This window comes from uncultured Clostridium sp., assembly GCF_947039605.1.
Lineage (GTDB): Bacteria > Bacillota > Clostridia > Clostridiales > Clostridiaceae > Sarcina.
On record NZ_CAMQZG010000007.1, the window covers coordinates 1 to 24,800 of the forward strand.

Below are 24,800 nucleotides of genomic sequence, written 5' to 3' on the forward strand. Positions count from 1 at the left end.
GACACAGAAGAGCTTACATATAAACTTATAGATAGACTTGCAGTAACATCTCCAGAGGTGCTTAAAAACAGATATAAACTTGATGATATATCAGATAATCCAATTGAAAATTTAGATGCAATAGCTAAAAAAAGAGGTTGTATTATGTCTGGTAAAAGAGTGAATTACAACAGGATTTCAGCTATAATTCTAGATGAATTTAGAGGCGGAGTGATAGGGAATATTTCTCTTGAAGGTCCTAATGATGTAATAGAGGAAGATGAGATAGAAGAGTTAGATGAAGATCAAAAAGCTAAGAATGATAAAAAAGCTAAAAAAGCTAAAAAGAAGCAAAAGCGTAAAGAATATCAGGCTAGCAAAGAGATAAAAGAAGCTAAGGAAGCTATGTCAGCACCAAAAGAAGAAAAGAAAAGTAAGTACCAAGAGTACCAAGAGAAGAAGAAAGCTAAAGAAGCTAAGAGTAAAAAAGAAAGTACTTCAAGTTTCCAAGGAAGAATTTCTAAAGTAACTAAAGGAACAAAGAAAACAAAGGGACTAAGAAGAAAATAATTGTTAAAGTGGGTAAATTATATGGATATTTTAATGAATTCATTATCTGAGAATATAAAAAGTTATTCTTATAAAGTTTTAAATGACAGTGTAAAACTACTTGATATTTCAGTAGAAAATACAGAAAGTCTTTTAGCGGTTGCTAGTATTTTAAAAGAAGATACTAGAAAAAATGTAATAGCATTAGGCACTAGACTTGAGAAAAACATAAAGGCTTATTTAGCAGAAATTGAAAGAGTTAAAGGTATGTATGAGTTTGATAAGGCTTTTAGCAATGATGGAATACTTGCTGGGGTTGATGAAGTTGGAAGAGGACCTCTTGCAGGTCCTATAGTAGCCGCGGCGGTAGTTTTAGATTTAGAGCGTATAGAAGATATTATTTTAGAAATAAATGATTCTAAGTTACTCTCAGAAGCTAAGAGAGAGAAGCTTGCGCAGATAATAAAAGAAAAATCAATATCTTATTCAATTTCAGAAAAATCAAATGATGAAATTGATGAAGAAGGTTTATCTTATTGTAATAATCAAATCTTTATAGATAGTTGCAAGGGGCTTAGTGTTAAACCAGATATAGTTTTATCAGATGGATACCTGATAAAAGGTTATGAGGGACTAAATGAAGCGGTTATTAAAGGTGATAGAAAAAGTGCATCTATAGCATGTGCATCTATTATAGCAAAAGTTTATAGAGATAATTTGATGAAGAAGTATGATTTAGAATACTCAGGTTATGATTTTTCTAATAATGTAGGATATGGTACTAAAAAACATTTAGAAGGCTTAAAGGAACATGGACCTACAAAGTTACACAGAAAGAGTTTTATAAAAAATTTAATATAAATAAAAGCACATCAGATTTAGAATTTGATGTGCTTTTTAATTTGCTCGAAAAGCATCAGGGATATAATTACTTTTATGTTGAGTAGAATTTGGAGATAATAGTATTTCAATGACATCAAAACGAATAAAAAAATTATTGTAATTATTTATATGTATATAATAATTAGCTAATTTTATGATATTTTTAATTTTAGATTTAGAGATAGATTCACAAGGAAGTCCAAAATTAGAATTAAATCTAGTTTTAACTTCTGTAAATACAAGAATATTTGTATAGATTGATATTATATCAATTTCACCACTACGTGTTTGAAAATTTGTTTCAATTATTTTATGATTGTTATTTTCAAGGATTGATTTAGCTATATTTTCACCATAAAAACCAATTGATTTGTTGTATTTTTTCATTAATATCACCACCACATAGAGTCTTAACATAAAAATATTGTTTTAAACAATGTTAAGTTTTTTTAGGGGAATTTTAATTAGATGTTTAGAATTACAAAAAAAAGGGTATTAATTTAGATAATAATAAGTTGAGGAGGTAAAAAATATGGCAGTGACAATTTTAAGTTCAACATATAAAGGAATAGAGGGAGTTTTAATAAGAATAGAGGTAGATATAGCGAAAGGGATTCCTTCGTTTAACATAGTAGGACTTGCAGACATATCGGTTAAAGAGGCTAAAGATAGGGTTAGAACAGCTATTGAGAATTCGGGGTATAATTTTCCATTAGGAAGACTAACTGTAAATCTAGCGCCTGCTAACATAAGAAAAAAGGGCTCTTTTTTAGATTTAGCTATAGCGGTAGCAATTCTTATAGAAAGTAACCAAATAAAAAATATAGAAAATGAAAATTTTCTATTTTTAGGAGAGTTATCATTAAATGGAGAGTTAAGAAAGTTAAATGGTGCATTAACATCTGTAATTCAGGCTCGTGAAGAGGGAATAAAAAAGATTATATTACCAAGAGAAAATTTGAGTGAGTGTAGTAATTTAAGTAATGTAGAGTTTTATGCATTGAATAATTTAAAGGAAGTTATAGAGTTTTTAAATTATAAACATTTAAAAGCAGAGAAGATAGAAGAGTTTAAAGCCGAGGATAGAGATCTTTATGAGTTTATAAATATATGTGGGCAAGAAGGAGCAAAGAGAGCTCTTATGATTTGTGCAGCAGGTGGGCATAATATAGTATTGCAAGGACCACCTGGGTCTGGAAAAACATTATTAGCTAAATCACTAATCGAGCTATTACCAAAGCTGAGTTTTGAAGAGTCTTTAGAGATTAGTAAAATTTGCAGTATAAAAGGGACTTTAAGTGAGGGTTTAGTTAAAAAAAGAGCTTTTAGAAGTCCACATCATACAATTACTAAAGCTGCATTAATTGGTGGTGGAAGAGATTTAAGTCTTGGAGAGATTTCTTTAGCACATAATGGAGTATTGTTTTTAGATGAACTTTTAGAATTTGATAGGCGTGTTCTTGAGAGCCTAAGAGAGCCGATTGAAAAAGGAAGGATAAATATATCAAGAAGCAGTGGAAGTGTTGAGTATCCTGCGGATTTCACACTTGTAGGAGCGTTTAATCCATGCCCTTGTGGGAATTATTTAAGTGGTGTAGAAATAAGAAAGTGTATTTGTAGTGAAGCAGCTAGAAAAAATTATGAAAACAAATTATCTAAGGCTATGAGGGATAGGATAGATATATTTGCATTTGTGACATATGTTGATTTTAAAAAACTTAGGGGTGAAAATTTGGAGAAAGTTGACGATTTTAAGAAAATTGTAGAAAAAGCTCGAATGAAACAGGTGTTAAGATATGAAGAAATTGGGATAAATACAAATTCGAAACTTGATTATAGTTTAATAGATAAATATATAAAAATAACAGTAAAAGGGGATAAGCTTTTAGAAGATATATATAGTAAATTTGGACTTAGTAGTAGAGTTTTACACAAAATAATAAAGTTAGCAAGAACGATTGCAGATATTGATGATAAAGATCTAGTAGATAGTGAACATATATATGAAGCACTAGGGTATAGAAAAAACATAAGAGGGGAAATTATATAAATGATAGATAAATATAAAATTTGGTTTTGTGCACTTCCAATACAGTCAAAGATAAAAATTGAAATAATCAAAAATGATATAAATTATAAGAAAATTTATACATTTAGAGAAAAATTATTCAAAGAATTAAAATGTTATGAAAAAATTATGAAGTTTGACTTGAATAATGATAAAATCAAAAAAATAGAAAATGGACTAAAAAATGGAGAATATTGTCTAGTTACATATGATGAAAAAGATTATCCAAATAATTTTAAAGAGATTGAAGAACCACCATTTTTTATTTTTTATAAAGGTAATATAGAAGAAGTTAATAAGAGACAGTTTATTGGAATTGTTGGGTCAAGAAAAAATAGCAATTATGGAGAACTTACAACAAAACGAATAGTAGCAAATTTAATTGATCAGTATAGTATAGGAATAGTAAGTGGTGGAGCAATAGGAATAGATTCTATTGCTCATAGGGCAGCAACTGAGAATAAAATTTTTAATATTGCTGTACTTGGGTGTGGAATAGATATTGTATATCCGAAATCAAATGTAAATTTATTTATTAATATTATTAAAAATGGTGTTATTATGAGTGAATTTTTACCTGGAGAAGAGCCGATATATTATAATTTTCCAAGGAGAAATAGATTAATAAGTGCAATTTCAAGTATAGTTATAGTGACAGAGGCTGGTATAAAAAGTGGAGCTAGTAATACGGCTTATCATGCTTGTTGTCAGAATAAATCTATATATGCAGTACCTGGAAATATAGATTCAAAATTTAGTGAAGGTTGCAATTTATTAATAAATGATGGAGCTTTAATTTACCTTAATATTGAACAAGTATTCAAAGAAATGGGATTAATCTATAAAAATACTAAAAGAGATATAAATTATAAGATAAAACTTGATATTTTAAAGATATTAGGTGAAGAACCAGTACATTTTGATAGAATTGTTAAAGAAATTAAAGTTGACAGAAATATTATTAATGAGTTATTATTTGAAATGCAATTCAATAATGATGTTATTGGATTGGTAGGAAATAATTATATGAAAATATTGCGAAATAATTAGAGGGGGTGAAACTCCGAAGTTTCGGGGGTTACTATGGGTCAAAAGTTAGTAATTGTTGAGTCACCAGCAAAGGCGAAAACTATAGAAAAGTATTTAGGAAAAAATTATATAGTTGAGGCTTCGATGGGACATGTAAGAGATTTACCTAAGAGTCAGTTAGGTGTTAATATAGAAGAGGATTATGAACCAAAGTATATTACAATAAGAGGTAAGGGAGAGCTTTTAACAAAGCTTAGAAAACTTGCTAAAAAAAGTGAGAAAGTTTATCTTGCGACTGACCCTGATAGAGAAGGGGAAGCAATTTCATGGCATCTTGCAAATGTTTTAAAGATACCAGAAGGCGAGAAATGTAGAATAGAATTTAATGAAATTACAAAAACAGCAGTTAAGGAATCAATAAAAAATCCAAGAGTTATTAATGAAAATCTTGTTAATGCACAGCAGGCAAGAAGAATATTAGATAGACTAGTTGGATATGAGATAAGTCCACTTTTATGGAGAAATGTAAAGTGGGGGTTAAGTGCTGGTAGAGTACAATCTGCTATGCTTAAAATGATTTGTGATAGAGAAAAAGAAATAGAAGAGTTTAAACCAGAAGAATACTGGAGCGTTGATATTAAACTTAAGAAAGCGAGTAAAAGCTTCCCTATAAAATTAGCAACGAAGAATAAAAAGAAAATAGAATTAAAAACTAAAGAAACAACAGATAAAATAATTAGTGAATTAAATGAGGGAGAATACCTTGTAAGTAAGGTTAAAATCGGTACAAGAGCTAAAAAGCCTTTAGCACCATTTACTACAAGTACGCTTCAGCAAGAAGCTAGTAAAAGATTAAACTTTATGACAAAGAAGACTATGCAAATAGCTCAACAACTTTATGAAGGGGTTGAGGTTAAAAAATTTGGTACAGTAGGTTTAATAACTTATATGAGAACAGACTCTGTAAGAATTTCAAATGAAGCGAAGGATAAAGCAAAAGAGTTTATAACTAGCACATATGGAGAAAACTATATACCAAAAGAAGAAAGAGTATTTAAAGGTAAAAAAAATATACAAGATGCCCATGAAGCTATAAGACCTACATATGTAGATATTACTCCAGAGATAGCAAAAGCAAATCTTTCAAGAGATCAGTATAAGCTTTATACATTTATCTGGAATAGATTTATAGCAAGTCAAATGGAAAATTGTATACTCAATACAAATAGTATTGAGATTAAAAATGGAGATTATGTTCTTCGTGCAAGTGGCTCAAATATAAACTTTGATGGATTTATGAAAATTTATGATTATGTAAATTCAGAAGATGAAGAGGATGTAATGCTTCCTAAAATAGTAGAAGATGAAATTTTAAATCTTGATACGATAGAAGGAAAACAACACTTCACACAACCACCAGCAAGATATACTGAGGCTTCATCAGTTAAACTTTTAGAAGAAAATGGTATAGGAAGACCAAGTACGTATGTTCCTACTATAACAACATTAGTTAGTAGAAAATATGTTAATAGGGAAAAGAAAGTATTAGCACCAACAGAGCTTGGGGTTATAGTTAATAATATAATTTCTGAATACTTTAAAACAATAGTAGATGCTGATTTTACAGCTTCAATGGAAAATAAGCTTGATTCAGTAGAAGCTGGTTCGCTTCAATGGAAGCAGGTTGTAGATGAGTTCTTTAAACCTCTTAGTGAGGATATAAAGAAGGCTGAAAGTGAAATTTCTAAAATTGTGATTGAGGATAAGATAAGTGATGTACCATGTGATAAATGTGGGAAAATGATGGTTATTAAACATGGAAGATTTGGTGATTTCTTAGCATGTCCTGGTTATCCAGAATGTGAGAATACTAAGCCAATTGTTGAAACAGTTGATGCCTCTTGTCCATTATGCAATGGAGATGTTGTAGTTAAGAGAAGCAAAAAAGGTAATAGATTCTATGGATGTTCAAATTATCCAGATTGTACTTTTGTTAGTTGGAATGAACCAAGTAACATAAAATGTCCTAAATGTTCTGAGTATATGCTTAAAAAATACTCAAAAGCAAAAGGTCAGTATTTAGAATGTAGCAATAAGGAATGTAAAGAGAAAGTTGATATTCCAGATGAGAAAGATGATAAAAAGGACGAATAATATTATAAAACTATGAACACTATTAAAACTATTTTGTAGTATGTTGAAAAACACTAAGTCACTATGATATATTATGTAGTGAATTTTTAGAAAATTTTGAAGGTTTGATTAGTGGTTTAGTGTTGTTTTAAGGAGGGGTTTCATGTCAACTTTATTAGAAAAGACAAGAAAACTTAATAAGATATTACAAAAGTCTGGAAGTGAGACAGTAGTTTTTGAAGATATATGTAGCATATTAAGTAAGGTATTAGAGTGTAATGTGTACTTAGTAGAAAAAAAAGGATTAATACTTGGTTATACATTTTCAGAAAAATTTGAATGTAGTGTAATGAGAGAGAAAGTCGTAAAGGATAAAAGATTTCCTCGAAGTTATAATCAAAGACTTTTAAGTATAAGAAATACTTTATCTAACGTGCCAAATAATGGAGAATGTGTTTTTGAGGGACAAGGTATGTGTCCTATGGAAAATAAAATATCTACAATTGTTCCGATATTAGGAAATGGAGAACGACTTGGTACTTTATTATTAGCAAGATTTGGAGAAGAATTTACAGATGATGATTTAGTTTTATCAGAGTATAGTGCAACAGTTGTTGGAATAGAGATGTTAAGATCTAAAAGGCTTGAAGTAGAAGAAGATGCCCGTAAAAAAGCTATAGTACAACTTGCTATAGGGACATTATCTTATTCAGAACTTGAAGCTGTTGAGCATATATTTGATGAACTAGGTGGTACAGAAGGGCTTTTAATTGCATCAAAGATTGCAGATAAAGTTGGTATTACAAGGTCAGTAATTGTAAATGCGCTTAGGAAATTTGAGAGTGCAGGAGTGATTGAGTCAAGAAGTCTTGGAATGAAAGGAACACATATTAAGGTCTTAAATGAAAAGCTATTAACAGAGCTTAATAAAATTAAATAAAGAGATTTATTATGTAGATAGTTATTGGGAAATTAATTTTAATATTAATATTGATACTTTGCAATAGCTATGATATACTAACAAAGGTAATAAATACACACATTATCTAATCTAGTAAGTGGTGCTTTATTTTTTTTAGTAAGGAAGCTTTTTAGTCAAGTTAGATAGTGGAGGAATAACCAATTATAAGGAGGACTAAATTTATGTCAGTAATTTCAATGAAACAATTATTAGAAGCAGGAGTTCATTTCGGACACCAAACAAGAAGATGGAACCCTAAGATGGCTCAATATATCTTCACAGAAAGAAACGGAATCTATATAATAGATTTACAAAAAACAGTTAAAAAAGCAGAGGAAGCTTACAACTTCATTAAAGAAGTATCATTAGAGGGTAAAGATGTTATCTTCGTAGGTACTAAGAAGCAAGCTCAAGATGCTATAAGAGATGAAGCTATTAGATCAAACATGCACTTTGTTAACCACAGATGGTTAGGTGGAATGTTAACTAACTTCAAAACAATAAAAACAAGAATAGCTAGATTAGAGTCAATACACAAAATGGAAGAAGACGGAACTTTCGAAGTTTTACCTAAAAAAGAAGTAATTCACTTAAAGAATGAAATGGAAAAATTAGAAAGAAACTTAGGTGGAATTAAAAACCTTAACGTTTCAAATATCGGAGCTATGTTTGTAGTAGATCCAAGAAAAGAAAACAACGCTATATTAGAAGCTAAAATATTAGGAATTCCAGTTGTAGCTATAGTTGATACAAACTGTGATCCAGAAGTTGTTGATTACGTAATTCCAGGAAATGACGATGCTATAAGAGCGGTTAAATTAATAACTGCAAAAATGGCTGATGCTATATTAGAAGGAAGACAAGGCGAGTCAATAGCAGAATAATTAAAAATTTTAGGGTAGATGAGGATATTTTCCTTATGTGCCCTTTACCTAAAATATAGGAGGATTTATAAATGAATATAACAGCAAAAATGGTTAAAGAATTAAGAGAAAAAACTGGCGCAGGGATGATGGATTGTAAAAAAGCATTATCAGAAGTTGCTGGAGATATAGAAAAAGCTGTAGAAGCACTAAGAGAAAGAGGTCTTGCTGCTGCTGCTAAAAAATCAGGAAGAGTTGCTGCTGAAGGTATAATCAAAACTTATATTGCTGCAGATAAAAAATCAGGAGTTATCCTTGAGTTAAATTGTGAAACAGATTTCGTTGCTATAAACGAAGATTTCATAGGATTCTCAGATATGTTAGCTAAATTAATAGCTGGAAACAACTTTGCAAACGTTGAAGAAGTTTTAGCTGCTGAATTAGAAGCTGGAAAAACAGTTCAAGCTGGTTTAACAGAATTAATAGCTAAAATCGGAGAAAATATGAGCTTAAGAAGATTTGAGAAGTATTCAGTTACAAGTGGAGTTGTAAAAGATTATATCCACGGTGGCGGAAGAATCGGAGCTTTAGTTGAACTTTCATCTGATAAAGAATCAGAAGAGTTAGATAACTTAGCTAAAGAATTATGTATGCAAATAGCTGCTGCTAACCCTGCATGTATATCAGAAGCTGATGTAGATCAAGAAGAATTAGCTAAAGAAAAAGAAGTTCTTAAAGCACAAGCGCTTAATGAAGGAAAACCTGAAAAAATCGTTGATAAAATGGTTGAAGGAAGAATCAAGAAGTACTTAAAAGAAATCTGTCTTTTAGATCAAGTTTGGGTTAAAGATGGAGACTTAACTATAGCTAAGCTTTTAGAAGCTAAGTCAAAAGAGTTAGGTGCAACAATCACAGTTAATAAATTCGTTAGATTCGAAAGAGGAGAAGGAATTGAAAAGGCTGAGGAGAACTTTGCAGAAGAAGTTGCTAAAATGGGAGCAAAATAAGAAATAAAAAACAATAAGAGAACACTTTGGTGTTCTCTTTTTTTAAAACTAAAGGAATTTATCTAGATGGAGGATATTATAATGGAAGCTTGTAAGTATAAAAGAGTAATGTTAAAGTTATCAGGTGAGGCTTTAGCAGGTAAAGATGGTTTTGGAATAGATTTTAATGTGGCAACAAGAATAGCTAAAGAGATAAAAGAACTTATAGACTGTGGTGTAGAAGTTGGAGCTGTTGTTGGTGGTGGAAACATTTGGAGAGGTAGAGAAGGCGAAGGTATGGACAGAACAACTGCTGACTATATGGGAATGCTTGCTACGTCAATAAATGCATTAGCACTACAAGATTCATTAGAAAGTTTAGGCGTTAATACAAGAGTACAAACAGCTATCGAAATGAAAGAAATAGCAGAGCCTTATATAAGAAGAAGAGCCATGAGACACTTAGAAAAAGGTAGAGTTGTAATTTTTGGAGCAGGAACAGGGAATCCATATTTCTCAACAGATACAGCAGCAGCGTTAAGAGCAGCTGAAATAGAAGCAGAAGTTATACTTTTAGCTAAGAAAGTTGATGGAGTCTATGATAAAGACCCAAATAAATTCTCAGATGCTAAAAAATATGATAGATTATCATATATAGAAGTATTAGAGCAAGGATTACAAGTTATGGATTCAACAGCAACAACATTATGTATGGACAATGAAATTCCAATCATAGTATTTGCACTTGATGAAGTAGGAAATATTAAAAGAGCAGCAATGGGAGAAACTTTAGGAACTACAGTTTCTAATAATAAATAGGAGGTTTTTTTAAGTGAAAGCAATAATGAATTTAATGGAAGAAAAAATGAATAAAACTATTTCTGTTTTAGTTTCAGATTTAGGAACTTTAAGAGCAGGAAGAGCTAATCCAAGAATGCTTGATAGAATAGAAGTAGAAGCATATGGGTCAATGTGTCCAATATCACAAGTAGCTAATATTTCTATACCAGAACCAAGAGTTATAGCAATAGCACCATGGGATAAGTCAACTCTTAAGGATGTAGAAAAAGCTATATTAAAATCAGACCTTGGAATGAACCCTTCAAATGATGGTACTATGATAAGACTTGTAATACCAGAATTAACAGAAGAAACAAGAAAAAATCTTGTTAAAAGAGTTAAAAAAATGGGTGAAGATTCAAAAGTTGCACTAAGATCAATCAGAAGAGATGCTAATGATAAAATTAAGAACATGAAGAAAAATAATGAAATTAGCGAAGATGATATGAAAACTAGTGAAGATAAAGTTCAAAAGATTACAGATAAATTTATCAAAGAAATAGATAAAGAAATCGTAGCTAAAGAAAAAGAAATCATGAGTATATAATAGGGAAACCTGCTTTCTTTAGCAGGTTTTTTTGTTAATGATTTTGCTGTTTGAAGCATATCGAGGAGGTTGTCTTTATGATTAATATATTTAAGGGCAGAAAGAATGGAAAAGAAGAAGAAGTAGCCATAGATATGGATAGAATACCAAAACATATTGCTATTATAATGGATGGTAATGGAAGATGGGCTAAAGTTAGAGGACTTGCAAGAACTATGGGGCACAGAGCAGGTACTGAAACTATTAGAAGAGTTCTAAGAGAATGTGATAAACTTTCAGTTGAGTATTTAACACTTTATGCATTTTCAACTGAAAATTGGAAGAGACCAAAAGACGAAGTAAATGCAATAATGAAACTTCTAGTTGAATTTTTAAGAAAAGAAATTAGAGGACTTAATGAAAATAATGTAAAAATCACTACAATTGGTGATTTAACTAAAATACCTGAGTTTTGTCAAACAGAAATAGAAATGGCAAAAAATCTTACAAAAAATAATACTGGGGTAGTATTAAATGTTGCATTTAATTATGGTGGAAGAGATGAGATTGTAAGGGCTATAAAAAAATGTCTTGAAGATAAGTCATTAAATCCGAAAGATTTAACAGAGGAAAAATTTGAGAAGTATTTAGATACGAATGGAATGCCAGACCCAGAAATAATTATAAGACCTAGTGGAGAGCAAAGAATAAGTAATTACCTTTTATGGCAATGTGCATATTCAGAGTTTTGGTATTCAAATATAAATTGGCCTGATTTTAAAGAAGAAGATTTAAGAGAAGCTATATATGATTTTCAGAATAGAGACAGAAGATTTGGTGGGGTCAAGAAATAAGAGGTGTATTTTATGAATTCAGATAATAGATATTTAGGCGCTGCAATAATGGCTCCTTTTGTAATACTAATATTCCTTGGTGGAATTTGGTTGAAAGGACTTGTTATAGCGTTATCAGTAATTGGTATGTATGAGTTTTATAAAACTGTTAAAGTTGCAAAAATGTTACCAGTTATATCAATTGGATATATACTTTTAGCTATATATTATTTAACAGAAAATAATTTTACAACATTATCATATATAATAATAATCGGGACATTTATATTATTATGTATTCCAGTTTTAAATGTAAGATATACATTTATTGATTCGGGTATAACAATGCTTGGATTTATATATGTTGGAGTTTTATTTAGTTTTATATATCTTGTAAATAAGATGTCTGGGGGAGAATACTTAGTATGGCTTATTTTCCTTGCATCATGGTTTTGTGATACTGCTGCATATTATGCAGGAAGAACTTTTGGGAAACATAAACTTTGTCCAAAAGTAAGTCCAAAGAAAACTATTGAAGGTTCAATAGGTGGGATAATTGGTGCGGCGGTTGCTTGTGGAGTATTTGGTTACTTTATGATGTCAACAGGTCGTATAGTCGATATTGCATTATATAACTATATAGTTATAGGTCTTATATGTGGTGTATTCTGTCAATTTGGAGACCTTGTTGCATCATCAATTAAAAGATATGCAGGTATAAAAGATTATAGTAAACTTATTCCAGGACATGGTGGGATATTAGACAGATTTGATAGTATTTTATTCTCAGGTACTGTTGTGTTTTTCTACCTTACATTAGTTATTGGCAAGTAAGAATTTAATAGTTTAGAGTAATATGCAATTTTGAAAAAAATTGCATATTTTTTTATTTTAAAACACAGAAGAAACTTAAATTTTATTTGTAGCCATTATTAATTTATAGCATTTTATATGAATAGATTTTAACAAAAGTTGTATTTAATTCTAGAATGATTTAAAATAGAATCTGTATATAAGTAAATAATAAAATTAATATATAGATATTTAACGAGGTGCAAAATGAAAAATATTTCTATACTAGGAGTTACGGGTTCAATAGGAACACAAACTCTAGACGTTTTAAGATTTCATAAAGAAAAATATAATTTAGTGGCAATATCTGCTCATAAAAATGTAGAATTAGCATTAAAAGTTATAAAAGAGTTCAATATAGAGCTAGTTTGTATAACAGATAAGGAGTCATTTGATAAATTAAGTTCTATTATAGAGTGTGAAAACATAAATACTAGAATAGTTTATGGAATGGATGGGCTTGTTGAAGTTGCAACACATAATGAGGTTGACATAGTAGTAACTTCAGTTGTTGGAATGATAGGACTTAGACCTACGATAGAAGCTATAAATGCAGGTAAAGATATAGCACTTGCTAATAAAGAAACTTTAGTTGTTGCAGGTGAACTTGTTATGGGGCTTGCAAAGAAGAAAGGTGTTAAAATATTACCTGTAGATTCAGAGCATAGTGCTATATTCCAGTCTTTACAAGGTAATGAGCATAATAAACTTTATAAAATACTTTTAACAGCATCAGGTGGACCTTTTAGAGGGTATACAAAAGAGATGCTTAAGGAAGTTACAGTTGAAAAAGCTTTAAAACATCCTAAATGGAATATGGGACAAAAAATTTCTATAGATTCTTCAACTTTAATGAATAAAGGGCTTGAAGTTATAGAAGCACATTTCCTATTTGATTGTCCATATGAGGATATAGAAGTAGTTGTTCATCCAGAATCAATAATACATTCTATGGTTGAATATAAAGATGGTGCAGTTATAGCACAGCTTGGAGTTCCAGATATGAAACTTCCAATACAATATGCACTTAACTATCCAAAAAGAGAAGATAATATAGGTGGAAGACTTGATTTTAAGACTATAAGTAGTCTTAATTTTGAAGTGCCTAATATAGAAGTTTTCTCTTGTTTAAAATATGCATTTAAAGCAGGAAAAGTTGGGGGACTTATGCCGGCAATATTAAATGGTGCAAATGAAGCAGCTGTTGATTTGTTTTTAAATAAAAAAATAGAATATCTTGATATCGAAAGAATAATAAGAGAGTGTATGGAGAAATTTAATTATAAAGAAGATATAACTCTTGAAAATGTAATTGCAAAAGATAAAGAGGTAAGAGAATACATTTATAAAAAATACAGTAAGTAAATAGGTGATAATTTAGGAGGGGTAAATTAGTGAGTATTATTTTTGCTATATTAGCTTTTGGGTTAATAATATTAATACATGAGGTAGGACATTTTACAGCTGCAAAACTTAGTGGAGTAAGAGTTTTAGAATTTTCTATAGGGATGGGACCCAAATTGTTTAGTTTAAATCGTGGAGATACAGATTATAGTATCAGAGCACTTCCAATAGGTGGATTTGTTCAAATGCATGGTGAATCAGAAGAAGAAGGTGATGAAGTCGATGGAAATGATAAAACAGCTTTATCAAATAAATCACCATTAATTAGATTTATAGTGTTTTTTGCGGGTGCATTTATGAACCTTGTGCTCGCAATAATTATATTCACAGCAATAACTATGAATTTTGGTTATAAGACAAATCTTGTAGATGATGTTGTAAATGGAACTCCGGCATATGAGGCTGGAATAAGAAAAGGTGATACGTTACTTAGCTTAGATGGGAAAAAGCTTATGACACCAGATGATCTTAGTATGGGACTTGCAATGGTAAAAGGTGCAAGTGTTACATTAGAATATGATAGTAATGGTGAAATTAAAACCACTCAAATAAAACCAATAGAAGATAAAAATGGGATGTTTATCATAGGTGTTAATAATCATAAAGTTACAAACCCTGGAATCTTTGAGAGTATAAAGCAAGGATCAAAAGAACTTGTAGGTATGATAGGTCAAACATTTACAAGTTTTAAAATGCTTATAACAGGAGAAGTTAACTTTAAGACTGATGTAGGAGGACCTGTAACTATAATAAAAATGACTAGCGAAGCTGCTAAAATGGGTATTTGGAATTTAATGAATCTTACAGCATTCTTAAGTGTTCAAATAGGTGTATTTAATTTATTACCTTTCCCAGCACTTGATGGTGGTCATATATTTGCAGTTTTAATTGAGGGGATAACAAGAAAAAAAATACCTTCAAAAATCTTAAATACAATAAACACAATAGGATTTATACTTCTTATGGCATTTATGGCCGTAGTTGTATTAAAGGATATAATATTCCCAGTTAATATATAAGAGGTGTAAAATGAAGATAGAAAATATAAGTTTAAAAGCAAAGGAAAGTTTTGCTTTTGACAAGAAGAAAACAAGAAAAGTTAAAGTTGGAGATGTATACGTTGGAGGAGATTCAAGGGTCACAATTCAATCAATGACTAATACAGATACAAGAGATGTAAATGCAACAGTAGCACAGATTGAAGAACTTCAAAAGGCAGGCTGTGATATTGTAAGGTGTGCAGTTCCAGATATGCAGGCAGCTGAGGCAATAAAAGAAATAGTAAAAAAAGTTACTATTCCTGTAGTTGCAGATATACATTTTGATTATAAACTTGCACTTAAATGTGTAGAATATGGAATTTCAGCTATTAGACTAAACCCTGGTAATATAGGAAGTAGAGATAGAGTTGAAGCTGTAGTAAAAGCTTGTAAGGAAAAGAATATACCTATAAGAATCGGAGTTAACTCAGGTTCATTATCAAAAGCACAACTTGATAAGTATGGAAAAGTTTGTGCACAGGCTTTAGTTGAAAGCGCATTAGAACATGTAGAAATATTAGAATCTTTAGATTTTAGAGATATAGTAATATCAATTAAATCTTCAAATATAAAAACTATGATTGAAAGTTATAGACTTGCATCAGAAAAAGTTGATTACCCTCTTCACCTTGGAGTTACTGAGGCTGGAACAATATGGAGAGGTACAATTAAGTCTGCAATCGGAATTGGAACTTTACTAGCAGAGGGTATTGGTGATACTATAAGAATATCTTTAACAGGAGACCCTGTAGAAGAAATTAAAGTAGGAAAAGAAATGCTTAAAAACTTTGGTCATTTAACTGAAGGTATAGAATTTGTATCATGTCCTACTTGTGGAAGAACAGAAATTGACCTTATATCAATTGCAAATGAAGTAGAATCAAAATTATCAGATTCTAAAAAAAATATAAAAGTTGCAGTAATGGGTTGTGTAGTTAATGGACCCGGAGAAGCAAGAGATGCAGATATAGGAATTGCTGGTGGAAAAGGCTATGGAATAATCTTTAAAAAGGGTGAAGTAGTTAAAAAAGTAAATGAAGACCAGTTAGTTTCAGAATTACTTAGAATAATAGAAGAAGAATTATAAAAATTAAAGGGGCTCTTGTATTAGAGTCCTTTTATTTTCTTTAAAGAAGGGAGCGGTTTATTTTGAGTGCTGAGTTTATAAAAAAAATCAATGCAACGCTTAAAAGTGATGAAAAACTAGATAGACTAGAGTTTAATCTAGAGAAGTTTCAGTTAGTTAAAAATAAAAATTTACTTAAAGCAGTAATTAGAAGTCAGGATAAAATAAGTCATGAAAATTGTGAACTTATAAAAAAATATATATGTAGGACTTTAGGATTTCAAATAGATGTAGAACTTGTAATATATATAGATATATCAGATGCAAGTCTAGAACAAGTAGTAAATGAACATTGGCTTGATGTAATAGGTAACATAATAAGTGGATGTCCTATGATAAAACCATTTTTAGTAGACTCTAAAAGAATAGTAAAAGATGATGTGATAATAATAGAATCAGCCTTTGACTATCTTATGGAATATTCAAAAAAAAGAGGTGTAGATATATCTATTAGAAATATACTAAAAGATATTTTTGGACTAGAGTGTAAAATTGAATTTAAGTTTGATGATAGCCTTGTAGATAATTCATATATAGAAGAGCAAAAACGAATAGAAAAAGAAATAATACAGGGAATAAAAACAAGACAAATAGATGCACCAAAGAAAGAATCAGGAGATGAAAAAATTAAAACACCAGAAGTTAAAGCTTACTATGAGTATGGCGAATCTGCAAAAAGAAATGAAAATACTATACTTGGTAGAGAGATAAAGCAAGAAGTAATGGATATTGTAGATATAGATGAAAAGTCTGGTTATGTAACAGTTGCAGGAGATGTATTTAAAACAGAAATATTTGAAACAAAAGCTGGGAAAATAATACTTACATTCTATGTAACAGACTACACAAGTTCTATTGCGGTAAAATGTTTCTTAAGACCAAGAGATACAGAACATGTTCTTGAAAATATAAAAAAAGGTCTTCACTGTAAAGTTAGAGGTGAAGCTACTATGGATACTTATATAAAAGAATTAGTAATCATGGGAAAAGATATTTTTAAACTGAAAAAAGTAGAAAGATCAGATAATTCAGTAGAGAAGAGGGTAGAATTGCACCTTCACACTAACATGAGTAGTATGGATGCTATGAACTCAGTTAAAGATTTAGTAGAGAGAGCAGCAAAATTTGGACACAAAGCAATAGCAATAACAGACCATGGAGTAGTTCAAGCATTTCCAGATGCACAAAGTGCAGGTAAAAAACATGGAGTTAAAATACTATATGGAGTAGAAGGTTATTTAGTTGATAATGGAACCCCTATAGTTATTAATGGAGATGAGGGTAATTTAGATGCCGAGTTTGTTGTATTTGATCTTGAAACAACAGGATTCTCAAGCAAAAATGATAAAATAATAGAAATTGGTGCTGTTAAAATAAAAGATGGTGAAGTTATAGATAGGTTTAGTAGTTTTGTAAATCCACAAAGACATCTTCCAGCAGTTATAATAGAACTTACAAAAATAACTGATGAGATGCTTGTAGGTGAGGATGTTATAGAAAATATTCTACCAAAGTTTATGGAGTTTGTTGGAGATGCAACAATGGTCGCACATAATGCACCTTTTGATGTATCATTTATAAAGAAAAATTTAAGAGATATGGGAAAAGAATTCTCTAATCAAGTTTTAGATACGGTACCGCTTGCTAGATTTTTATATTCAGAACTTAAAAGAGTTAAGTTAAATACTGTAGCAAAATACTTAGGAGTAAGTTTAGAAAATCACCATAGAGCTGTAGATGATGCAAAAGCAACAGCTGAAATACTTTTAATATGCTTTAAAAAGCTAAAAGAAGAAATGGAAATAGAAGATTTAAAAACATTAAATACTCAATTTTTAGAAAATGTTGATATAAAAAAACAACCAATGAATCATATAGTTATACTAGCTAAAACACAGGCTGGAATAAAGAATCTTTATAAAATTATATCAGCAGCACATTTAGAACACTTTGCTAGAAAACCAAGAATACCAAAAACTTTACTTGCACAGATGAGAGAAGGACTTATAATTGGTTCAGCTTGCGAAGGTGGTGAACTTTATAAGGCTGTGTTAGAAGGTAAAACAACAGAAGAATTAAAAGAGATAGCAGAATTTTATGATTATCTAGAAATTCAGCCAGTTTTAAATAATGAATATCTTATAAGAAAAGGTAATGTTGCAAATGAGCAAGAAATTAAAGATATGAATAAGAAAATTTATATGTTAGGTAAAGAAATGGATAAATTAGTAGTTGGGACAGGTGATGTTCACTTCCTAAATCCTGAGGATGAAATGTACAGAAGAGTAATACAGGCAGGGCAAGGGATGAAAGATGCAGATAATCAACCACCACTTTACTATAGAACAACAGAAGAAATGTTAAAAGAGTTTGACTACTTAGGGGATAGAATAGCTAGAGAGATAGTAATTGAAAATCCTAATAAAATAGCAGATGAAATTGAGAATATAAAACCAATACCCGATGAGACATTTCCACCTAAAATTGATGGGGCTGAAGATGATATAAAAAATATGACACTTGCTAAAGTTCACTCAATATATGGAGATGTTCTTCCAGAGGTAGTTCAAAAAAGAGTAGATAAAGAACTTAACTCGATTATAAATAATGGATATGCAGTTTTATATCTTATAGCTCAAAAATTAGTTGCTAAATCGCTAGAAGATGGATATTTAGTTGGATCAAGAGGGTCTGTTGGGTCATCCTTTGTAGCAACAATGACAGATATAACTGAAGTTAATGGATTACCACCACACTATGTTTGTTCAAAATGTAGAAAATCTGAATTCTTCTTAGATGGTTCTATGAGCTCTGGAGCAGATTTACCAAACAAAGATTGTCCAGATTGTAACATACCATATATTAAAGATGGTCATGATATACCATTTGAAACTTTCCTTGGATTTGAAGGAGATAAAGAGCCAGATATAGATCTTAACTTCTCAGGTGAATACCAAGCTGTAGTTCATAAATATACAGAAGTATTATTTGGAGAAGGATATGTATTTAAAGCTGGAACAATAGGTACAGTAGCAGAAAAAACAGCTTATGGTTATGTTAAAAAATATTTAGATGAAAGAGGACTTATAGTATCACAAGCTGAGATAGAAAGATTAACACTTGGATGTACAGGAGTTAAAAGAACTTCAGGACAGCACCCGGGGGGAATCATGGTTGTACCAAGAGATAATGAAATTTTCAATTTCTGCCCAATACAGCATCCGGCAGATGATATGACAACTGATATAATAACAACACATTTTGATTATCACTCAATAAGTGGTAGACTTTTAAAACTTGATATACTAGGGCATGATGATCCAACTGTGCTTAGAATGCTTCAAGATTTAACTGGAATAGATCCTAAAAGCATTCCTTTAAATGATGAAAAAGTTATAAGCTTATTTACATCAACAGATGCACTAGGAGTAACTAAAGAACAATTAGGGTGTGAAGTTGGAAGTTATGGACTTCCAGAGTTTGGAACAAAGTTTGTAAGACAGATGCTTGTAGATACACAACCAAGAAGTTTTGCTGACCTTGTAAGAATATCAGGGCTTTCACATGGCACTGATGTATGGCTTAATAATGCACAGTATTTTATAAAAGAAGGATACACAACACTAAAAGATTGTATATCTACAAGAGATGATATAATGGTTTATCTTATGTATAAAGACTTAGAGCCTAAAACTGCATTTACAATAATGGAGAAAGTAAGAAAAGGTAAAGGTCTTTCAGAAGAAGATGAAGCTACAATGAAAGAAAAGCAAGTTCCAGATTGGTATATAGAATCTTGCAAAAGAATAAAATACATGTTTCCAAAAGGTCATGCTGTTGCATATGTTATGATGGCAGTTAGAGTAGCTTATTTTAAAGTTTATTACCCAGCAGCATATTATACAACTTATTTTACAGTTAGAGCAGATGATTTTGATGCTGATTTAATATGTAAAGGAGAGGCTGTGATAAGTGCAAAAATGAAAGAATTAAATGCACTTGGGAATAACTTAACACATAAAGAAAAAAGTTTACTAACAATTCTAGAACTATCATATGAAATGTATAAAAGAGGTCTTAAATTTAATAAGGTGGATATATATAAATCAAATGCTATTAAATTTAAAATAGAAGAAGATGGAAGTATAAGACCACCAATGAATGCACTACAAGGTATAGCAGATAATGCAGGTAAAGCTATTGTAGAAGCAAGAAAAGATGGTGAGTTTATATCAAAAGAAGATTTGAGAATAAGAGCTAAAGTATCTAAGACAGTTATAGAGAGTTTAACCAACCATGGCTGCATAGATGGATTACAAGAAACGAATCAGATAAGTTTATTTTAGTCAAGAAAAATAAACTTGTAATAAAATTTGGAATATGATAGAATTATATCATAAAGTATTTTACTAATAGTTTAGATGTGGAGAGTGGGAAGAAGATTCCCGCTCTTTCTGTTTACACGCAATTTGTTTGTAGATGTTTAAATAATATGGATATAAGGAATACTATATAATGAAAACTGAATAAGGAGGGAAGATATGATGAAAGAAAATGTTTTAGAGCAATTAACTACTCTATTCAACCCTATATTTGAAGAATTAAATTATGAGCTTTACCATTTAGAATCTGTAAGAGAAAATGGAGAGAACTACTTAAGGATTTATATAGAAAATCCAGAAGGAAAAGTAGATTTTAAAGCATGTGAAGATGTAAGTAGAAAAGTTAATGAACTATTTGATTTACATGAAATGGAAAAGAAAATAGATGTGGATTATCTAGAAGTTTCTTCACCAGGTGTGTATAGAGCGCTACATAATGATGACCACTTTAATAAAGTATTAGATAAAAAAATAAAAGTAGTTTTAAAGAGCCCAATTGAGAATGTAAAGAAATTTGAAGGGGTCTTAAAAGAAATAAAAGCAGATGAAATACTAGTTGATGTTAATGGAACTGTTATTACAATTCCTAAAGAAAAAATAAAATCAGCTAATCTTGAAGGCGATATATAATGGGGAGGATATAGATAATGAAGAATGAATTCCTAGGTGCATTAACTGAGATAGTTAGAGAAAAAGGAATAAGCGAAGAAGAGTTATTAGCAGTTTTAGATGAGGCTATTGTAGCAGCATATAAAAAAAACTATTCAAGCCAAGCTCAGAATGTAAAAATAAGAAGAACTAAAGACGGTGCTATAAAAGTATTCGCACAAAAAGAAATTGTTGAAGAAGTTTATGATGATTCAACAGAAATATCATTAGAAGAAGCAAAAGCAATAAATGCAGTATTACAACTTGAAGATATCGTAGATGTAGAGGTTACACCAAAGAATTTTGGTAGAGTTGCAGCACAACTTGCAAAGCAAATGGTAATCCAAAAAATCAAAGAATCAGAAAGAAGTATAATATATAATGAGTTTGCAGAGCAAGAACATGATATAATAACAGGTATAGTTCTAAGAAAAGACAAGATAAATGCTTTCATTGATCTTGGAAAAATAGAAGCAATACTTGGACCGAATGAACAAATGCCAGGAGAGCACTATGACTTTAATGAAAAGTTAAAACTTTACATTGTAGAAGTAAGAGATAGCTCAAAAGGACCACAAGTAGTAGTTTCAAGAACTCATCCAGGTCTTATAAAGAGATTATTTGAACTTGAAGTACCTGAAATATTTGAGGGTATAGTTGAAATCAAGAGCATAGCAAGAGAAGCTGGTTCAAGAACTAAGATTTCAGTTTATTCAAATGATGAAACTATTGATCCTATGGGAGCATGTGTTGGTCCTAAAGGAATAAGAGTTCAAAACATAGTTGGAGAACTTAAAAATGAAAAAATTGATATAATTAAATGGAGTAATAGTTCAGAAAGTTATATTGAAAATGCATTAAGTCCTGCTAAAGTTATAGGTGTAACTGTAGATGAAGATAGCAAATCAGCTAGAGTTGTTGTTGAAGATTCACAATTATCACTTGCTATAGGTAAAGAAGGTCAAAATGTAAGATTAGCTGCAAAATTAACTGGTTGGAAGATAGATATTAAGAGTCAATCACAATCAGAAGCTAAATCTGAGTAATATTACTCTGAAGGGGTGATAGTATGAAAGTTAAAAAAGTTCCAATGAGAATGTGCAATGGTTGCATGGAAATGAAGGCTAAAAAAGAACTCATAAGAGTTGTTAAAGATAAAGAAAATAATATTTCTGTAGATTTAACAGGCAAAATGGCTGGTAGAGGTGCATATATATGTAAGGCTACTAAGTGTTTAGATGCAGCTTTTAAGGCTAAAAGGTTAAATAGAAATTTATCAAGCAACATTGACACTGAAATCTATAATAGATTGAGAGAAGAGGTTGCACATGATGAGAAGTAAATTTTTGAGTTTTTTAGGACTTGCAAAACGTTCAGGAAACTTATTAGATGGATATAATAAATGTGAAGAAACACTTGGTAAAAGAAGCGTTCATCTTGTTATATTCTCAAATGAAATATCAGCTAAGTCTAAGGATAAATTCACAAAAAAATGTGAAAAACTTAATATATCATGTATTGATGGTTTTTCAAAAGAAGAACTTGGAGCTAGCATAGGAAAAAAAGAAATAAATATAGTAGGGATTACAGATAAGAATATGGCTTTAAAACTATTATCTTATGAATTATAATCTAGGCTATAAATACTTTCGGGGGTGAATATATGTCAAAAATCAGAGTATATGAATTGGCAAAAGAATTAAAGGTTTCAAGTAAGGACCTTATAAGAATATTAATGGAAGAGTTTAGTGTTGAAGTTAAAAACCATATGAGTATTATAGAAGACGAAGACGCAGAACTAATCAAAGAATTATTAACAGGAGCTGATTCAAAGAGTATAGTAGATCAATACGAAGAAGAATTAGCTGAAGAAGTTAATAATGTTAAGAAAAAGAAAAAGAAAAAAGGTGCTAGAGAAGAAGAAGTTGAAGAACTTGATGTAGAAGTAATCGAAATAGGTGAAACTATAACACTTAAAGACCTTGCAGAAAAGCTTAAAAAACCAAATAATGAAGTTATTAGAGTATTAATGTTTGAAGGTGTTATGGCTGGACTTAACCAGGAAATAAACTTTGAAATAGCTCAAAAAGTAGCAGAAAAATTTGAAATAGAAGCTTACAAAAAAGAAGAAGAAGAAATTTTAGAAGAGTTTGAAGAAGAAGAAATAGATACAGCAGCCTTAGAAACAAGACCTGCTATAATCACAGTTATGGGTCACGTTGACCACGGTAAAACTTCAATACTTGATGCTATAAGAAAAACTAAAGTTGCGTCAGGTGAAGCTGGTGGAATCACTCAACATATTGGTGCCTACACAGTTAAAGTTGATGGGGAAATCTTAACATTCTTAGATACTCCAGGTCACGAAGCTTTTACAGCTATGAGAGCTAGAGGAGCACAAATAACAGATGTTGTTATATTAGTTGTTGCTGCAGATGATGGTATAATGCCACAAACAGCGGAAGCTATAAACCACTGTAAAGCTGCTAAGGTTCCTATGGTAGTAGCTATCAATAAAATTGATAGAGATGGTGCTGATGTAGAAAGAGTTAAAGCTGGTCTTGCAGAGCATGGACTAGTAGTAGAAGATTGGGGCGGAGATGTTGTAGCAGTACCTGTATCAGCTAAAACAGGCGAAGGTCTTGATACTTTACTTGAAATGGTAGTTTTAAGTGCTGAAATGCAATCACTTGTTGCAAACCCACACAGAAAAGCTAAAGGAACAGTTATAGAATCTAAACTTGATAAAGGAAGAGGAGCTGTTGCATCACTTCTTGTTCAAGATGGTACATTAAATAGTGGAGATTCAATATTCGTAGGTAACACATACGGAAGAATTAGAGCTATGTTTGATGATGCTGGTAAAAGAATTGAGTCAGCAGGCCCATCAATTCCAGTTGAGATTTTAGGACTTTCAGAAGTTCCAGCTGCTGGAGATAGATTTATTGTTGTAAAAGATGAGAAAACTGCTAGACAAATGGCTGAAAAAAGAGTTGCTAAGCAAAGACAAGAAAGCTTTAGTGCTTCAAATAGAGTTTCACTTGAAGACTTATACAGTCAAATCAAGGAAGGTAAAGTTAAAGAGTTATCAGTTATAGTTAAAGCAGACGTTCAAGGTTCAGTAGAAGCTATAAAAGGATCTCTTGAAAAATTAAGTACAGAAGATGTTAAAGTAAGAGTTATTCATGGTGGAGTAGGTGCTATCACTGAAACAGACGTAACATTATCAACAGCTTCAAATGCTTTATTAATAGGATTTAATGTAAGACCTACAGTTACAGCTTCAATGTTAGCTAACAAAGAAAATGTTGATATCAAAACATATAGCATCATATACGAAGCTATAGAAGATGTTAAGTCAGCTATGATAGGAATGCTTGATCCAATAGAAAGAGAAGTAATTCTTGGAAATGTTGAAATCAGAGCTACTTATAAAATATCAGCTGTTGGAACAATCGCTGGATGTTACGTACTTGATGGTAAAATTACAAGAAATGCCGGAATAAGAATAATCAGAGATGGTATAGTTGTTAAAGAAGGTAAACTTGCATCACTTAAGAGATTTAAAGATGACGCTAAAGAAGTTAAATCTGGATATGAGTGTGGTTTAAGTATAGAAAACTACAATGATATTAAAGAGGGCGACATCATAGAAGGTTATATAATGGAAAAAATCATAAGAAAAGAACTATAATACGA

At 30.7% G+C, this 24,800-nt stretch carries 21 protein-coding genes and 1 pseudogene; 21 read left to right on the plus strand and 1 reads right to left on the minus strand.

What is annotated here, in order from left to right:
• Both Q0V24_RS03855 and Q0V24_RS03860 read left to right on the plus strand, forming a co-directional pair.
• Nucleotides 1–549, plus strand: a pseudogene (locus Q0V24_RS03855) (hypothetical protein); the annotation flags it as partial.
• A gap of 21 nt (nucleotides 550–570) precedes the next feature.
• Nucleotides 571–1,389 carry a ribonuclease HII gene (locus Q0V24_RS03860; protein ID WP_297518804.1) on the plus strand — a complete coding sequence of 273 codons (819 nt, stop codon included), beginning with the start codon at nucleotides 571–573 and terminating at the stop codon, nucleotides 1,387–1,389.
• Nucleotides 1,390–1,425: 36 nt separating this feature from the next.
• Here the strand turns inward: Q0V24_RS03860 and Q0V24_RS03865 are convergent, their stop codons facing one another.
• The gene (locus Q0V24_RS03865; protein ID WP_297518805.1) at nucleotides 1,426–1,797 is read right to left on the minus strand and encodes a YraN family protein; all 372 of its coding nucleotides are present in this window, start codon (nucleotides 1,795–1,797) and stop codon (nucleotides 1,426–1,428) included.
• A gap of 145 nt (nucleotides 1,798–1,942) precedes the next feature.
• On the opposite strand from Q0V24_RS03865, the gene Q0V24_RS03870 reads away from it, so the two are divergent.
• From Q0V24_RS03870 to infB, 19 genes are all read left to right on the plus strand, one after another.
• Complete coding sequence (locus Q0V24_RS03870; RefSeq protein ID WP_297518806.1) at nucleotides 1,943–3,460, plus strand: YifB family Mg chelatase-like AAA ATPase; 1,518 nt, start codon at nucleotides 1,943–1,945, stop codon at nucleotides 3,458–3,460.
• A complete protein-coding gene (gene dprA / locus Q0V24_RS03875) occupies nucleotides 3,461–4,528 on the plus strand; it encodes a DNA-processing protein DprA (protein ID WP_297518807.1) in 1,068 nt (355 codons plus the stop codon).
• A gap of 33 nt (nucleotides 4,529–4,561) precedes the next feature.
• Nucleotides 4,562–6,661 (plus strand): type I DNA topoisomerase, encoded by a 2,100-nt coding sequence (topA, locus tag Q0V24_RS03880; RefSeq protein ID WP_297518808.1) that lies wholly within the window; start codon nucleotides 4,562–4,564, stop codon nucleotides 6,659–6,661.
• A 142-nt stretch (nucleotides 6,662–6,803) separates the two neighbouring features.
• Nucleotides 6,804–7,580 (plus strand): GTP-sensing pleiotropic transcriptional regulator CodY, encoded by a 777-nt coding sequence (codY, locus tag Q0V24_RS03885; RefSeq protein WP_297518809.1) that lies wholly within the window; start codon nucleotides 6,804–6,806, stop codon nucleotides 7,578–7,580.
• A 203-nt stretch (nucleotides 7,581–7,783) separates the two neighbouring features.
• A complete protein-coding gene (gene rpsB, locus Q0V24_RS03890; RefSeq protein WP_297518810.1) occupies nucleotides 7,784–8,485 on the plus strand; it encodes a 30S ribosomal protein S2 in 702 nt (233 codons plus the stop codon).
• A 71-nt stretch (nucleotides 8,486–8,556) separates the two neighbouring features.
• Complete coding sequence (tsf, locus tag Q0V24_RS03895; protein WP_297518811.1) at nucleotides 8,557–9,471, plus strand: translation elongation factor Ts; 915 nt, start codon at nucleotides 8,557–8,559, stop codon at nucleotides 9,469–9,471.
• Nucleotides 9,472–9,552: 81 nt separating this feature from the next.
• Entirely contained in the window at nucleotides 9,553–10,269 is a 717-nt protein-coding gene (gene pyrH / locus Q0V24_RS03900) for a UMP kinase (protein WP_297518812.1), read from the plus strand.
• A 25-nt stretch (nucleotides 10,270–10,294) separates the two neighbouring features.
• Nucleotides 10,295–10,837 (plus strand): ribosome recycling factor, encoded by a 543-nt coding sequence (frr, locus tag Q0V24_RS03905; protein ID WP_297518913.1) that lies wholly within the window; start codon nucleotides 10,295–10,297, stop codon nucleotides 10,835–10,837.
• A 77-nt stretch (nucleotides 10,838–10,914) separates the two neighbouring features.
• Complete coding sequence (locus Q0V24_RS03910; protein ID WP_297518813.1) at nucleotides 10,915–11,670, plus strand: isoprenyl transferase; 756 nt, start codon at nucleotides 10,915–10,917, stop codon at nucleotides 11,668–11,670.
• Nucleotides 11,671–11,682: 12 nt separating this feature from the next.
• Nucleotides 11,683–12,483: a phosphatidate cytidylyltransferase gene (locus Q0V24_RS03915; RefSeq protein WP_297518814.1), complete on the plus strand. Its 801-nt coding sequence runs from the start codon at nucleotides 11,683–11,685 to the stop codon at nucleotides 12,481–12,483.
• A gap of 225 nt (nucleotides 12,484–12,708) precedes the next feature.
• Nucleotides 12,709–13,866 (plus strand): 1-deoxy-D-xylulose-5-phosphate reductoisomerase, encoded by a 1,158-nt coding sequence (locus tag Q0V24_RS03920; RefSeq protein WP_297518815.1) that lies wholly within the window; start codon nucleotides 12,709–12,711, stop codon nucleotides 13,864–13,866.
• A gap of 29 nt (nucleotides 13,867–13,895) precedes the next feature.
• Nucleotides 13,896–14,924 carry an RIP metalloprotease gene (locus Q0V24_RS03925; protein ID WP_297518816.1) on the plus strand — a complete coding sequence of 343 codons (1,029 nt, stop codon included), beginning with the start codon at nucleotides 13,896–13,898 and terminating at the stop codon, nucleotides 14,922–14,924.
• A gap of 10 nt (nucleotides 14,925–14,934) precedes the next feature.
• On the plus strand, nucleotides 14,935–16,032 hold the full coding sequence (gene ispG, locus Q0V24_RS03930; protein ID WP_297518817.1) for a flavodoxin-dependent (E)-4-hydroxy-3-methylbut-2-enyl-diphosphate synthase: 1,098 nt from the start codon (nucleotides 14,935–14,937) through the stop codon (nucleotides 16,030–16,032).
• 62 nt (nucleotides 16,033–16,094) lie between these two features.
• Entirely contained in the window at nucleotides 16,095–20,417 is a 4,323-nt protein-coding gene (locus tag Q0V24_RS03935) for a PolC-type DNA polymerase III (RefSeq protein WP_297518818.1), read from the plus strand.
• A 195-nt stretch (nucleotides 20,418–20,612) separates the two neighbouring features.
• Nucleotides 20,613–21,083, plus strand: a complete 471-nt coding sequence (rimP, locus tag Q0V24_RS03940; RefSeq protein ID WP_297518819.1) for a ribosome maturation factor RimP — start codon at nucleotides 20,613–20,615, stop codon at nucleotides 21,081–21,083.
• 17 nt (nucleotides 21,084–21,100) lie between these two features.
• On the plus strand, nucleotides 21,101–22,147 hold the full coding sequence (nusA, locus tag Q0V24_RS03945) for a transcription termination factor NusA (RefSeq protein ID WP_297518820.1): 1,047 nt from the start codon (nucleotides 21,101–21,103) through the stop codon (nucleotides 22,145–22,147).
• Between the two features lie 23 nt (nucleotides 22,148–22,170).
• A complete protein-coding gene (locus Q0V24_RS03950; RefSeq protein WP_297518821.1) occupies nucleotides 22,171–22,443 on the plus strand; it encodes a YlxR family protein in 273 nt (90 codons plus the stop codon).
• The gene (locus tag Q0V24_RS03955; RefSeq protein WP_297518822.1) at nucleotides 22,430–22,732 is read left to right on the plus strand and encodes a ribosomal L7Ae/L30e/S12e/Gadd45 family protein; all 303 of its coding nucleotides are present in this window, start codon (nucleotides 22,430–22,432) and stop codon (nucleotides 22,730–22,732) included. Before Q0V24_RS03950 ends, Q0V24_RS03955 begins: the two co-directional genes overlap by 14 nt.
• 32 nt (nucleotides 22,733–22,764) lie before the next feature.
• Nucleotides 22,765–24,795, plus strand: coding sequence for a translation initiation factor IF-2 (infB, locus tag Q0V24_RS03960; protein WP_297518823.1), 2,031 nt, complete (start codon nucleotides 22,765–22,767; stop codon nucleotides 24,793–24,795).
• The last annotated feature ends 5 nt before the right edge of the window (nucleotides 24,796–24,800 follow it).

Excerpts from the sequence above, each read along its gene's own strand:
- dprA (WP_297518807.1), top strand. The coding sequence starts at position 3,461 with ATGATAGATAAATATAAAATTTGGTTTTGTGCACTTCCAATACAGTCA.
- tsf (WP_297518811.1), top strand. The coding sequence starts at position 8,557 with ATGAATATAACAGCAAAAATGGTTAAAGAATTAAGAGAAAAAACTGGC.
- ispG (WP_297518817.1), top strand. The coding sequence starts at position 14,935 with ATGAAGATAGAAAATATAAGTTTAAAAGCAAAGGAAAGTTTTGCTTTT.
- codY (WP_297518809.1), top strand. The coding sequence starts at position 6,804 with ATGTCAACTTTATTAGAAAAGACAAGAAAACTTAATAAGATATTACAA.
- Q0V24_RS03955 (WP_297518822.1), top strand. The coding sequence starts at position 22,430 with ATGATGAGAAGTAAATTTTTGAGTTTTTTAGGACTTGCAAAACGTTCA.
- Q0V24_RS03950 (WP_297518821.1), top strand. The coding sequence starts at position 22,171 with ATGAAAGTTAAAAAAGTTCCAATGAGAATGTGCAATGGTTGCATGGAA.
- pyrH (WP_297518812.1), top strand. The coding sequence starts at position 9,553 with ATGGAAGCTTGTAAGTATAAAAGAGTAATGTTAAAGTTATCAGGTGAG.
- Q0V24_RS03915 (WP_297518814.1), top strand. The coding sequence starts at position 11,683 with ATGAATTCAGATAATAGATATTTAGGCGCTGCAATAATGGCTCCTTTT.
- Q0V24_RS03870 (WP_297518806.1), top strand. The coding sequence starts at position 1,943 with ATGGCAGTGACAATTTTAAGTTCAACATATAAAGGAATAGAGGGAGTT.
- Q0V24_RS03920 (WP_297518815.1), top strand. The coding sequence starts at position 12,709 with ATGAAAAATATTTCTATACTAGGAGTTACGGGTTCAATAGGAACACAA.
- Q0V24_RS03860 (WP_297518804.1), top strand. The coding sequence starts at position 571 with ATGGATATTTTAATGAATTCATTATCTGAGAATATAAAAAGTTATTCT.
- nusA (WP_297518820.1), top strand. The coding sequence starts at position 21,101 with ATGAAGAATGAATTCCTAGGTGCATTAACTGAGATAGTTAGAGAAAAA.
- Q0V24_RS03910 (WP_297518813.1), top strand. The coding sequence starts at position 10,915 with ATGATTAATATATTTAAGGGCAGAAAGAATGGAAAAGAAGAAGAAGTA.
- infB (WP_297518823.1), top strand. The coding sequence starts at position 22,765 with ATGTCAAAAATCAGAGTATATGAATTGGCAAAAGAATTAAAGGTTTCA.
- rpsB (WP_297518810.1), top strand. The coding sequence starts at position 7,784 with ATGTCAGTAATTTCAATGAAACAATTATTAGAAGCAGGAGTTCATTTC.
- rimP (WP_297518819.1), top strand. The coding sequence starts at position 20,613 with ATGATGAAAGAAAATGTTTTAGAGCAATTAACTACTCTATTCAACCCT.
- topA (WP_297518808.1), top strand. The coding sequence starts at position 4,562 with ATGGGTCAAAAGTTAGTAATTGTTGAGTCACCAGCAAAGGCGAAAACT.
- frr (WP_297518913.1), top strand. The coding sequence starts at position 10,295 with ATGAATTTAATGGAAGAAAAAATGAATAAAACTATTTCTGTTTTAGTT.
- Q0V24_RS03865 (WP_297518805.1), bottom strand. The coding sequence starts at position 1,797 with ATGAAAAAATACAACAAATCAATTGGTTTTTATGGTGAAAATATAGCT.